Below are 12,414 nucleotides of genomic sequence, written 5' to 3' on the forward strand. Positions count from 1 at the left end.
GAGGTGCGTGGGGTTGCGTGGGCGGATGGGGCGTCACGCCGTCGCCGCGGGCGCCGTCGCTGCGTCATGCGGATGAGGACGGTGCTGATCCGACCCGCGTCAGGCGCTGTCAGGCGTGCTCGGGCTCGACCTTGACGCGGCTGCCGGCGTGCGCGACGACCCGGATGCGGGCTCCCTCGTCGATCTCCGCGTCCGCGTATGCCATGCGCCGCTCGACCTCTGCCGGGCCGTCGAGGCTCACCTCGCCGCCGGCGGGGGAGATCGAGGCCGTGGCGACGCCCGTGAGCCCCACCGCGGAGGCGGGCACGCCGTCGCTGCTGCGCGCGAGCGACCGGACGACGAGGACCGACACGACGTACGCCGCGATCGCGAGGATCGCCGAGACGACGTAGGCCCAGACCAGGGCCAGCCCGCTCGTCGCGGTCAGCGCGCCGGAGGCGCCGAAGACGGTGAGCCCGATCGCGAGCGCCGTGCCGGAGATGGCGCCGTCGCCGATCTCGAAGTGGTCGAGCACGTCGCCGATGACGAGCGAGATCAGGAGCAGGACGAGGCCGAGGCCTCCGATGATGAGGAACGGGAGCAGCACTGCGGGGGAGCCTCTCTACATGGCGGCGTCCCCGCCCGGGTCAAGCGGAGACGTCTCTCACCCTATCGACGCCGAGCGGCGCCGCGCCAGAGCGTCGCCGCGTACCGGGCCCGTGACGAGCAGCGCGTCCACGGCCGCATCGCCGCGGATGTCGCGCAGCATCCGCACGACTGCGTCGGCCACGGCGGGCGTGATGCCCCGGCACGGGATGCTGTAGGGCCCGAGCGGCGCGAGCCCGCCCCCTCGGATCCGGATCACCTCCCAGCCGACCTCGCGCAGCACCTCGTCCTTCTCGACGTCCGAGCCCTCCTTGAGACCGCGGTGCGCGCGGCGCGACCGCCCCGGGTCGTCGTACTCGATCGCGACGCGGAGCTCGGCGACGAGGATGTCGGGCCACACCTCCTGGCGCCCGTGGAACATGCGCGCCGTGCGGACGGCGTTCGCACGGTGGTGGAGCCGGATCCGCTCACCGAGCAGCACGCGCAGGCGCTGCTCGGTCATCGACGTGCCCACCCTGAGGCCGTGCTTCATGAACGGCATGCCGGCCTCGCGGGCGGCGCCGGGTGCGGCTGCGTTCGCGCGGCACTTCGGGCACCCGGTGCCGGTCAGCACGTCCATGACGCTCGCGCGGTACCGGTCGTGGCCGCGCCGGCACGCCCAGTCGTACTCCGCACCGATGCGCGTCTCGGCGGCGAGCCGACGGCGCTGTGCCGGCGCGACGCGGCCGAGCAGCTCGGCGCGGGTCCGTTGCGTCTCCTGCAGGAGCATGCACACGGGGCATCCGCGCCGCAGGGTCGCCGCCGGCTCGCCCTCCGCTGCGCCATGGCCGCACCCGAACCTCACCGCGACCACGTCGCACTCCGCCCTCGCATGCCCACATGGTCGCGGACACCGCCGACATCGGGCGGGCATGCCGCCACGGTCCGTCGCGGCCGTGGGCGGCGCGCGTTCCCGACGGCCCGCCCACGCGCCATGTCGCCGGGCCGCGGGAGAATCGAGACGTGCGGATCGCGATGGCGACGACGGGCGCGGGGCGCGTGGAGTTCTTCGACCCCGACGGCGACCTGCACCACGAGCTGCCGGCCGCCGAGGCGAGCGCCGAGGTCGCGCGACTCGAGGCCGAGTCGTCGCCGCGGTGGATCTGGCGCGACGCACGCGAGTGGGCGCCGATGCTGCTCGCCGACGGCGTGCGAGTGGCGCGCTGCCACGACCTGCGGCTCTGCGGGGCGATCCTCGCGTCGTCGACGGCCGTCGCTGCGGGATCGATCGTCCGCGCCCGGCCTGCGTGGCTGCCGGCGGGCCCCGCCGAGTCCGGCGCCGACGCGCAGCCGGCGGCCGCGGCATCCGTCGACCGCGGGCCCGCACTCTTCGACCTCGACCGCGTGCCGGTGGCAGCCGCGGCGGAGGCGCCCGGCGCTGCGGAGCTCGCCGCCGAGCACGATCGCCAACTCGCGCTCGTCGCGGCCGCGGATCGCCCTGCGGCGCTCCGGCTGCTCCTCGCCGCCGAGTCGGCGGGCGCCCTCATCGCGGCGGAGCTGCACGCGGCCGGCCTGCCGTGGCGTCGCCTCGTGCACGAGCGCGTGCTCGAGGAGGCGCTCGGTCCGCGCCCGCCGTTCGGCCGCAAGCCCGAGCGCATGGAGGCGCTGGCCCAGCGGGTGCGCGACGAGCTCGACGCGCCGTCGCTGCGCCTCGATTCCCAGGCCGACCTGCTGCGGGCGCTGCGGGCGGCCGGCATCGGCGTGGACTCGACGGCGAAGTGGGAGCTGCGCGAGCACGACCACCCCGCGGTCGCGCCGCTCCTCGCCTACAAGCGGCTCGCGCGACTGCTGTCGGCGAACGGCTGGGCGTGGCTCGACGAGTGGGTCGTCGACGGCCGGTTCCGCGCCGACTACGTCGCGGGCGGCACCGCGACGGGCCGATGGGCGACCTCCGGCGGCGGCGCGCTGCAACTGCCGAAGGCCGTGCGGGCGGCGGTGGTCGCCGATCCGGGGTGGAGCCTGGTGGTGGCGGATGCCGCGCAGCTCGAGCCGCGCGTGCTCGCCGCGCTCGCACGAGATCCGGCGATGGCGGCGGCGGGTCGCGGTCGCGACATGTACCGCGCCATCGTCGACGCGGGCGTCGTCGCGACGCGCGACGAGGCGAAGGTCGCGCTGCTCGGCGCGATGTACGGCGCGACCACGGGCGACAGCGGCCGTCTCGTGCCACAGCTCGCGAAGGCCTACCCGCGGGCGATGGGCCTCGTCGACCGTGCCGCCCGCGACGGCGAGGCGGGCCGCCAGGTGACGACGCTGCTCGGCCGTTCGTCACCGCTGCCGCCGGCCTGGTGGCGCGAGGCGCAGGCGGCGGCGTCCCAGCCGGAGGCGACGGCGGCCGAGGAACGGCGGGCGCGATCCGCGGCGCGCGACTGGGGCAGGTTCACGCGGAACTTCGTCGTACAGGGCACCGCGGCCGAGTGGGCGCTGTGCTGGCTGGCGGGCGTGCGCACGCGGCTCTCGGCGATGGCATCCGGCGAGCGGAGCGCCGGCGTCCCCGGCCCGGCGTTCGCCCGCAGCCCGCACCTGGTCTACTTCCTGCACGACGAGCTGATCGTGCACGCGCCCGCCGGCATGGCGGACGACGTCGCCGTCGCGGTCCGCGAGGCCGCGGCGGAGGCCGGGCGCCTGCTCTTCGGCGAGGCGCCCGTCGAGTTCCCCCTCGACCTCGCGGTGACCGAGAGCTACGCGTCGGCGGGGGCCTGATCCGCGACGTTCGTCCGGGCGGGGCGACGGCCGCGCCTCGGCCGTTCCGTCGATGGTGCGAGGGCCGATGCCGCCGGGTCGGACGCGGCGACGCGGTCGAGCCAGGCCAGCATGGCGTCGGCACGCGCGGCATCCGCGTCGCCCGCCGTGGCCCGCAGCGCGGCGCGGGCGTCGGCACCCGGCGCGGTGCCCGGCGACGTGACGGCATCGCCGCGCCGGGCCCGCCATCGCTCCCGCTCCGCGTCGAGCACGGGCGTCGCGTCGACCGCAGGCATCGACAGGGCGATCAGCACGCGGTCCACGCTCTCGTGCCACGGGTCCGTCCCGGCGCCGTCGGCGCCGTCGAGCCAGCCGCGGGCCGCGGCGCGCCCGGATCGCGTGAGCCGATGCAGGGGGAGGCCGTCGTCGGTGGACCCGGCGGGCTCGACGAGGCCCTGTGCCGTCAGGCGCTCCAGCGTCGCGTACGTCTGACCCACGTTGACGTCGCGTCGCCCGCCGGTGCGGGCCGCGAGGTCGCCGTGCAGCTGGAATCCGTACGCAGGGCCGTTCATCAGCAGGACGAGCAGTGCATCGCGAACGGCCACGCCGCCTCCTCACGGGTCGATGGCAATCACTCACCGGGTAGGCAGTTTATCGCCCGAGGCGCGGATCGCCGGGGAACTCCCTTGTCAGTGCGGTCGATGCGGGGCATACTCGACCTGACGACACGCTCGTCACAACCGAACACGCACTGCCATCGGCACCGCCTCGAGGTCGTAGGGGAAGACGCACCTCACGAGGAACGGAGCAGGAGATGGCGGAACAGGTCACGCGGGCCCAGCGCGCCGCGCGAGGCATGCTGTTCGTGCACTCGTCCCCGCGGGCGGTCGGCCCGCACGTCGAATGGGCGGTCGGTCGCGCCCTCGGCACGCCCGTCAACTTCGAGTGGACGGAGCAGCCGGTGCTTCCCGGCACGCTCCGGTCCGAGTTCTCCTGGACCGGCGAGCCGGGTTCCGGCGCGCGCATCGCGTCGGCGCTCCGCGGCTGGGACCAGCTCCGCTTCGAGGTGAGCGAGGATCCCGGCCTCGGGACCGAGGGTGCGAGGTGGATGCACACCCCCGAGCTCGGGATCCACTACGCGCAGACCGACACGGCGGGCAACGTCGTGATCCCCGAGGACCGCGTCCGCTACGCGATGGAGGTGGCGGCGTTCGATGCCGCCGAACTCCACCGGGAACTGCGGCTCGCCCTCGGCCAGGCGTGGGACGACGAGCTCGAGCCGTTCCGGCACGCCAGCGACTTCGCCCCCGTGGTGTGGCTGCATCGCGTGGGTTGAGGACACCGCCGGTGGCGTGACGCGTCGGCTGGTCGACTCCGGTCCCGGCGGCGCACGATCGAAACCGTGTGCGGTGGAATGCAGCGGGCCCCGACGCCGTGCGGCGATCGGGGCCCGATGCATGAACGGATGCCGCGGCATCCGCCTCGCTCAGACGGCGCGGAACGCGGCGACCGCGTTGTGCCCGCCGAAGCCGAACGAGTTGCTGATGGCGATGAGCTCGCCGTCGCCGAGCTCGCGCGGCGACGTCACGACGTCGAGCGGGATCTCGGGGTCCTGCTCGTCGAGGTTGATCGTCGGGGGAGCGGTGCGCTCATGCAGCGCCATCACGGTGAAGATCGACTCGATCGCACCGGCACCGCCGAGGAGGTGGCCGGTCGAGGCCTTCGTCGCGGTCACCGCGATGTCGTCGAGCCCGTCGCCGAACACGCGCCGCAGGGCGTTGTACTCGGCGATGTCGCCGACCGGGGTGCTGGTCGCGTGCGCGTTGATGTGGCGCACGTCCGAGAGTGCGGCGCCCGCCTGCTCGATCGCGGCCTTCATCGCGCGCGCGGCCGCCGAGCCCTCGGGGTCCGGCGCCGTGATGTGGTACGCGTCGCTCGTGATCGCGCCGCCGAGGAGTTCGGCGTAGATGCGCGCACCACGGGCCTTGGCGTGCTCCTCGGTCTCGAGCACCAGCGCCGCTGCGCCCTCGCCCATGACGAAGCCGTCGCGGCCGACGTCGTAGGGCCGGGAGGCGATCGCCGGGTCGTCGTTGCGGCGCGACAGGGCCTGCATCGAGGCGAACGAGGCGATCGTGATCGGGTGGATCGCCGCCTCCGAGCCGCCCGCGATGACGACGTCGGCGACGCCGTCCTGCAGGTGCTCCCAGGCGTTCACGAGCGACTCGGTGCTCGACGCGCACGCGGAGACGACGGTGCGGATGCCGGCGCGCGCGTGCAGGTCCATGCCGACCGCGGCACCCGGGCCGTTCGGCATGAGCATCGGGACGGTCATCGGGAGCACGCGCCGCGGCCCGCGCTCGCGCAGGGTGTCCCATGCGTCGAGCAGCGTCCAGACGCCGCCGATGCCGGTCGCCCAGTCGATGGCGAGCCGCTCGGGCTCGACCTCGGGTGCACCGGCGTCGGCCCAGGCCTCACGACCGGCGATCAGGGCGAACTGGCTCGAGGGGTCGAGCCGCTTGAGCTCGTGCCGCGCGAGCACGTCGGCCGCGGGCACCTCGGCCGTCGCGGCGAAGGTCACGGGCAGCTCGTACTTGGCCGCCCACTCCTGCTCGAGGCTGCGCGCGCCGGACTCGCCGGCGAGCAGCGCCTTCCAACTGTCACGGGCGGTGCCGCCGATGGGCGTGGTGGCACCGATGCCCGTGATCACGATCTTCTTGGTCATACGAAATCACTCCGATGGGCGGTGGGGACGACACGGACGGGCCGGCCTGAGCCGGCCCGTCCGGACGTCACTAGGCCTGCGCGTTGACGATGAAGTCGACGGCGTCACCGACGGTCTTGAGGTTCTTGACCTCTTCGTCGGGGATCTTGACGTCGAACTTCTCCTCGGCGTTGACGACGATCGTCATCATCGAGATGGAGTCGATGTCGAGGTCGTCCGTGAACGACTTGTCGAGCTCGACCGTGTCGGTCGCGATGCCGGTCTCGTCGTTGATCAGCTCGGCCAGGCCGCCAAGCACTTCTTCGCGGGTCGCTGCCATGGTTCTTCTCCTTGCAGGGGTGTCTCGTATGACCGAGACACAGTCTAGATGGACGGGGGTCGGCGGCTCAGGGCAGAACCACCACTTGGGCGCCGAACACGAGTCCGGCGCCGAAGCCGATCTGGAGGGCGAGCCCTCCGGAGAGCTCGGGGTGCTCCTCGAGCAGTCGGTGCATCGCGAGCGGGATGGAGGCGGCCGACGTGTTGCCGGTCGTCGCGATGTCGCGCCCGATCACGACCGAGTCCGGCAGCTTCAGCTGCTTCGCGAACTCGTCGATGATGCGCATGTTCGCCTGGTGGGGGAGGAAGGCGGCGAGGTCGTCCGACGTGATGCCGGCGGCGTCCAGCGCCTGCTTGGCGACCTTCGCCATGTCCCACACGGCCCAGCGGAAGACGGTCTGGCCCTCCTGGCGGAGCGTCGGCCACCCTGATGCGCCGTCGCGGAACTCGACGAGCGTGTGGTTCATCCCCACGGCGTCGGCCTTGGAGCCGTCGGACCCCCACACGGTCGGGGCGATCGCCGGCGCGTCGCTCGGGCCCACCACCACCGCGCCCGCGCCGTCGCCGAGCAGGAACGAGATGGTGCGGTCGGTCGGGTCGACGACGTCCGAGAGCTTCTCGGCGCCGATCACGAGCGCGTAGTGGGCCGCACCGGCTCGGATGAGGGCGTCGGCCTGCGCGACCGCGTACGCGTAGCCGGCGCAGGCGGCGTTCATGTCGTACGCGGCCGCCGGGTTCGACCCGACGCGGTCGGCGACGACCGCGGCGATCGAGGGCGTCTGCTGCACGTTCGAGATCGTCGCGACGATGACGAGGTCGATCTGCTCGGCGGGGATGCCCGAGCGCTCGATCGCCTCGCGCGCGGCATCCGTCGCCAGGTCGACCGCCTGCACGTCGGCGCCGGCGCGGGTGCGCGTGATGATACCGGTGCGCTGGCGGATCCACTCATCGGAGGAGTCGATCGGCCCGACCAGGTCGTCGTTGGGGACGGCGTTCTCGCCGCGCGCGGCGCCCACCGACAGGAGGCGGGTGAAGGCGGGGCCGGTCGACTGGCTGAGCGTGGGGTGCGTCATGCGTTCTCTCGTGTCGTGGGTGCGGGCGTCAGGCGGCCTGGTCGAGCAGGTCGATGGCGGCGGGCAGGTCGTCCGGCGTCTTGACGGCGACGGTGGGCACGCCCTTCAGGGCGCGCTTGGCGAGGCCGACGAGGGCGCCCGCGGGGGCGAGTTCGATGAGGCCCGTGACGCCGGCGTCGGCGAACGACGACATGCAGCGGTCCCAGCGCACGGGCGAGGCGACCTGGCCGACGAGGAGGTCGACGAAGGCGGTGCCGGATGCCACGGTGGAACCGTCGCGGTTCGTCCACAGTCGCAGCTCGGGGTCGCTCGGCGCGAGGCCGGCGGCGACGTCGGCGAGCCGCTCACGGGCGGGCTGCATGTAGCGCGTGTGGAATGCGCCGGCCACCTGCAGCGGGATGACGCGGGCGCCGGCGGGCGGCTCCGACTTGAGCCGGTCGAGCGCGTCGACGGCACCGGCGACGACGACCTGGCCTCCGCCGTTGAAGTTGGCGGGCTCGAGGCCGAGCTCGTCGAGCCGGGCGAGCAGGTCGGTCTCGTCGGCGCCGATCACGGCGCTCATGCCGGTCGGCTCGAGTGCCGCGGCGGCGGCCATCGCGCGTCCGCGCTCGCCCACGAACCGCATGGCGTCGGCGTCGCCGAGCACGCCGGTCGAGGCCGCGGCGGTGATCTCGCCGACGGAGTGCCCGGCCACGCCGCCGACCTTCGCGCGGCGGCCCTCGGCCGTCAGCGCGTCGAAGGCCAGGATGCCGGCCGCCACGATGAGCGGCTGCGCGATCGAGGTGTCCCGGATGGTGTCGGCGTCGCTCTCGGTCCCGTGCAGCGCCAGGTCGACGCCCGCGGCCTCGGAGAGGCCGCCCAGGCGCTCGGCGAAGGCCGGCTCGGTGAGCCAGGGAGCGAGGAAACCGGGGGTCTGGGAGCCCTGTCCAGGGCAGACGACGACGATCACCGTCTCAGTCTGCCAATCCCGGCACGGTCGTGTGTGTGCACTCGACACAAGGTATTCGCCGGACGCTTGTATCGCCAGCACATACCGACGTTCAGTTCGTCGGTCGGCGGCGTGGCGTGGACTCGTGGTCGCTCATCGACCCGATGATCAGCGCCGATTGCAGGATGAGGGCCTCGCGCGCGCCCGTCGCATCCCAGCCGATCACGTCGGAGACGCGCTTGAGCCGGTATCGCACCGTGTTCGGGTGCACGAACAGTTCGCGCGCGGTCGCCTCGAGCGACCGCCCGTTGTCGAGGTAGCTCCAGAGCGTCGTGAGCAGCTCGGTCGAGTGCGCCTGCAGCGGCCGGTAGATCCGGTGCACGAGCGTGGCGCGGGCCAGCGGGTCGCCGGCGAGGGCGCGCTCGGGCAGCAGGTCGTCGGCATGCACCGGGCGCGGGGCATGCCGCCACGAGCGGGCCACCGCGAAGCCGGCGAGCGCCGCCTTCGCGCTCTTGGAGGCGTCGACGAGGTTCGGCACCTCGTGGCCGAGCACGAGGTGCCCCGGCCCGAAGTGCGGCTCGAGCTGGGTGGCGATCTCGATGAACGTGAGCGCCGGAGCGGTGCCCACGGCCTCCTCGGTCTCGGTGCCGCGCGGTTCGGCTCGGCCGATGACGACGACGAGCCGGTTGCCCTGCACGCCGACCAGGACGTCCGCCTGCATGTGGCGGGCGGCACGTCGCACCTGGTCGACGTCGAACTGCTTCGGCGCCGTGCCGACGAGCACCGCGACCTCGCCGTGACCGTGCCAGCCGAGGGCGGCGATGCGGCTCGGCAGCTCGTCGTCGTACTCGCCCGACAGGATCGAGTCGACGACGAGCGCCTCGAGGCGCGCGTCCCAGAGGCCGCGCGCCTCGGCGGCGCGGGCGTAGACGTCGGCGGCGGCGAAGGCGATCTCGCGCGAGTACAGCAGGATCGCCTCGCGCAGCGGCTCGCCGCCGTCCTTGACGCGCTCCTCGACGACCTCGACCGTCACGCGGATGAGCTGCAGCGTCTGCTGCAGGCTCACCGAGCGCAGCAGCTCGCGCGGCGCGGCGCCGAACACGTCGGCGGCGATCCACGGCGTCGACCGCGGGTCGTCGAACCAGGCGATGAACGAGGAGATGCCGGCCTGCGCGACCAGCCCGACGGCCGACCGCCGGCTGGGCGGCATCTCCCCGTACCAGGGCAGCGTGTCCTCCAGGCGCTTCAGCGTCTGCGTCGAGAGTTCACCCGAGATCGTCCGCAGCCATGCGAGCGTCTCCGCCTTGGTCCTGGGCTTCGCTGCCACCGTCGCGACGCCTGCTAGCTCTCGCCGCCGGCGTTGCCGGTCGTGCCCGCGTTGACGTCGTGCAGTCGGTAGCGGTCGATCGCTTGGCCGACGACCGAGCGGTCCACCTCCCCGCGGTCTGCGAGCAGCTGGAGGGTCCGGACGACCACCGACGGCCCGTCGATCTTGAAGAACCGACGCGCCGCGGGACGCGTGTCCGAGAACCCGAAGCCGTCGGCGCCGAGCGTCGCGTACTCGCCGGGCACGTACGGCCGGATCTGCTCCTGCACCGCGTGCATGTAGTCGGAGACCGCGACGAACGGACCCGCGGCGCCCTCGAGCTTCTGCGACAGGTACGAGACGCGTCGCTCCTCGTCGGGGTGCAGGAAGTTGTGCTCGTCGGCGGCCTGGCCGTCGCGTGCGAGCTCCGCCCAGCTGGTCACCGACCAGACGTCGGCCGAGACGCCCCAGTCCTGCGCGAGCAGGTGCTGCGCCTCGAGGATCCACGGCAGCGCGACGCCCGAGGCCATCAGCTGCGCCTTCGGACCCTCGCCGGAACCGGCGGAGACCCGGTGGATGCCGCGCACGATGCCCTCGACGTCGACGCCCTCCGGCTCGGCGGGCTGGACGAGCGGCTCGTTGTACACCGTGAGGTAGTACATGACGTTCGGGTCGGGGTGCGATCCGCCGTACATGCGCTCGAGGCCGGCACGCACGATGTGCCCGATCTCGTAGCCGTAGGCGGGGTCGTACGACACGACCGCGGGGTTCGTCGCGGCGAGCAGCGGCGAGTGGCCGTCTGCGTGCTGCAGGCCCTCGCCGGTCAGCGTCGTGCGGCCTGCGGTGGCGCCGATCATGAAGCCGCGCACCATCTGGTCGCCGGCCGCCCAGATCGCGTCGCCCGTGCGCTGGAAGCCGAACATCGAGTAGAAGACGTAGATCGGGATGAGCGGCTCGCCCTGCGTCGAGTACGACCCGCCGATCGCGGTGAACGCGGCGAGCGCGCCCGCTTCGTTGATGCCGACGTGGACGATCTGGCCCTGCGGGCTCTCCTTGTAGGCCAGGAGCAGCTCGCGGTCGACGGACGTGTAGTGCTGCCCCATCGGGTTGTAGATCTTCGCGTTCGGGAAGAACGCGTCCATGCCGAAGGTCCGGGCCTCGTCGGGGATGATCGGAACGATCCGGTTGCCGAAGTCCTTGGACCGCATGAGGTCCTTCAGGAGACGCACGAACGCCATGGTCGTGGCGATCTCCTGGTGGCCGGAGCCCTTCTTGGCGATCGCGTAGGCGGAGTCGTCCGGGAGGGAGATCGCGGTGTGCGTGGTCCGGCGCTCGGGCAGGTAGCCGCCGAGGTCGCGACGCTTCTCGTGCAGGTACTGGATCGCCTCGTCGTTCTCGCCCGGGTGGTAGTACGGCGGGAGGTAGGGGTTCTCCTCGAGCTGCGCGTCGGAGATCGGGATGCGCATCGTGTCCCTGAAGGTCTTCAGGTTGTCGAGCGTCATCTTCTTCATCTGGTGCGTGGCGTTGCGGCCCTCGAAGGCGGGGCCGAGGCCGTAGCCCTTGATGGTCTTCGCGAGGATGACCGTGGGCTGACCCTGGTGCTCGGTGGCCGCCTTGAACGCGGCGTAGACCTTGCGGTAGTCGTGACCGCCGCGCTTGAGGTTCCAGATCTGCTCGTCGGAGAGGTCCTTCACGAGTTCGAGCGCACGCGGGTCGCGGCCGAAGAAGTTCTCGCGCACGTAGGCGCCCGACTCGGCCTTGTACGTCTGGTAGTCGCCGTCGGGCGTGACGTTCATGAGGTTGCGCAGCGCGCCGTCGTGGTCGCGGGCGAGCAGGTCGTCCCACTCGCGGCCCCACACGACCTTGATGACGTTCCAGCCGGCACCGCGGAAGAAGCTCTCGAGCTCCTGGATGATCTTGCCGTTGCCGCGGACGGGACCGTCGAGGCGCTGCAGGTTGCAGTTGATGACGAAGGTCAGGTTGTCGAGGCCCTCGTTCGCGGCGACCTGGAGCTGGCCGCGGCTCTCGACCTCGTCCATCTCGCCGTCGCCGAGGAACGCCCAGACGTGCTGGTCGGAGGCGTCCTTGATGCCGCGGTTGGTGAGGTACTTGTTCAGCTGCGCCTGGTAGATCGCGTTGATGGGGCCGAGGCCCATCGACACGGTCGGGAACTGCCAGAAGTCGGGCATGAGGCGCGGGTGCGGGTACGACGAGAGGCCGTTGGGGGCGTGCGACTTCTCCTGGCGGAAGCCGTCGAGCTGGTCGGCCGAGAGCCGGCCCTCGAGGAACGCGCGGGCGTACGTGCCGGGGGAGGCGTGGCCCTGGATGAAGATCTGGTCGCCGCCGCCGGGGTGGTCCTGCCCGCGGAAGAAGTGGTTGAAGCCGACCTCGTAGAGCGCCGCAGAGGACGCGTAGGTCGAGATGTGGCCGCCGACCGCGATGCCCGGGCGCTGCGCGCGGTGCACGAGCATGGCGGCGTTCCAGCGGATCCAGGCGCGGTAGCGGCGCTCGATCTCCTCGTCGCCGGGGAACTCCGGCTCGTTCTCGGGGGCGATCGTGTTCAGGTAGTCCGTGGTCGGCACCATCGGCACGCCGAGGTGCAGCTCCTTCGAGCGCTTGAGCAGGCTGAGCATGATCTCGCGCCCGCGCTGGTGGCCCTTCTCGGCGACGAGGGCGTCGAGGGACTCCGCCCACTCGTTGGTCTCCTCCGGATCGGAGTCCATCGCCTCGACCGAGTACGGGTCCTGGTCGTTGACAGTCACAC

General features: G+C 72.7%; 11 protein-coding genes. 2 read left to right on the forward strand and 9 right to left on the reverse strand.

Translation table 11 applies throughout. The annotated features are described in order from the left end of the window. Nucleotides 1-109 precede the first annotated feature (109 nt). Together ABD230_RS00970 and ABD230_RS00975 are read right to left on the reverse strand one after the other, a co-directional pair. On the reverse strand, nucleotides 110-586 hold the full coding sequence (locus ABD230_RS00970; protein ID WP_344368804.1) for an NfeD family protein: 477 nt from the start codon (nucleotides 584-586) through the stop codon (nucleotides 110-112). 57 nt (nucleotides 587-643) lie between these two features. After that, on the reverse strand, nucleotides 644-1,360 hold the full coding sequence (locus ABD230_RS00975; protein ID WP_344368805.1) for a zinc-ribbon domain-containing protein: 717 nt from the start codon (nucleotides 1,358-1,360) through the stop codon (nucleotides 644-646). A 239-nt stretch (nucleotides 1,361-1,599) separates the two neighbouring features. Here ABD230_RS00975 and ABD230_RS00980 point away from each other — a divergent pair, with 239 nt between their 5' ends. Next, nucleotides 1,600-3,324, forward strand: a complete 1,725-nt coding sequence (locus ABD230_RS00980) for a bifunctional 3'-5' exonuclease/DNA polymerase (protein ID WP_425546188.1) — start codon at nucleotides 1,600-1,602, stop codon at nucleotides 3,322-3,324. Here the strand turns inward: ABD230_RS00980 and ABD230_RS00985 are convergent. Then, nucleotides 3,303-3,908 (reverse strand): PadR family transcriptional regulator, encoded by a 606-nt coding sequence (locus tag ABD230_RS00985; RefSeq protein WP_344368809.1) that lies wholly within the window; start codon nucleotides 3,906-3,908, stop codon nucleotides 3,303-3,305. The genes ABD230_RS00980 and ABD230_RS00985 overlap by 22 nt on opposite strands. A gap of 209 nt (nucleotides 3,909-4,117) precedes the next feature. On the opposite strand from ABD230_RS00985, the gene ABD230_RS00990 reads away from it, so the two are divergent. After that, nucleotides 4,118-4,639, forward strand: a complete 522-nt coding sequence (locus ABD230_RS00990; RefSeq protein ID WP_344368811.1) for a DUF3145 domain-containing protein — start codon at nucleotides 4,118-4,120, stop codon at nucleotides 4,637-4,639. Nucleotides 4,640-4,789: 150 nt separating this feature from the next. Here ABD230_RS00990 and ABD230_RS00995 read toward each other — a convergent pair whose 3' ends face one another. From ABD230_RS00995 to aceE, 6 genes are all read right to left on the reverse strand, one after another. After that, nucleotides 4,790-6,025 (reverse strand): beta-ketoacyl-[acyl-carrier-protein] synthase family protein, encoded by a 1,236-nt coding sequence (locus ABD230_RS00995; protein WP_344368812.1) that lies wholly within the window; start codon nucleotides 6,023-6,025, stop codon nucleotides 4,790-4,792. Nucleotides 6,026-6,095: 70 nt separating this feature from the next. Beyond that, complete coding sequence (locus ABD230_RS01000; protein ID WP_155841654.1) at nucleotides 6,096-6,344, reverse strand: acyl carrier protein; 249 nt, start codon at nucleotides 6,342-6,344, stop codon at nucleotides 6,096-6,098. A 67-nt stretch (nucleotides 6,345-6,411) separates the two neighbouring features. Continuing rightward, on the reverse strand, nucleotides 6,412-7,416 hold the full coding sequence (locus ABD230_RS01005) for a beta-ketoacyl-ACP synthase III (protein ID WP_344368814.1): 1,005 nt from the start codon (nucleotides 7,414-7,416) through the stop codon (nucleotides 6,412-6,414). Nucleotides 7,417-7,444: 28 nt separating this feature from the next. After that, entirely contained in the window at nucleotides 7,445-8,365 is a 921-nt protein-coding gene (locus ABD230_RS01010; protein ID WP_344368816.1) for an ACP S-malonyltransferase, read from the reverse strand. A gap of 91 nt (nucleotides 8,366-8,456) precedes the next feature. Next, nucleotides 8,457-9,671: a PucR family transcriptional regulator gene (locus tag ABD230_RS01015; RefSeq protein ID WP_344368818.1), complete on the reverse strand. Its 1,215-nt coding sequence runs from the start codon at nucleotides 9,669-9,671 to the stop codon at nucleotides 8,457-8,459. Between the two features lie 14 nt (nucleotides 9,672-9,685). Next, nucleotides 9,686-12,412: a pyruvate dehydrogenase (acetyl-transferring), homodimeric type gene (aceE, locus tag ABD230_RS01020; protein ID WP_344368819.1), complete on the reverse strand. Its 2,727-nt coding sequence runs from the start codon at nucleotides 12,410-12,412 to the stop codon at nucleotides 9,686-9,688. Nucleotides 12,413-12,414 lie beyond the last annotated feature (2 nt).

Origin of the sequence: Agromyces tropicus, assembly GCF_039531345.1 — a bacterium.
Lineage (GTDB): Bacteria > Actinomycetota > Actinomycetes > Actinomycetales > Microbacteriaceae > Agromyces > Agromyces tropicus.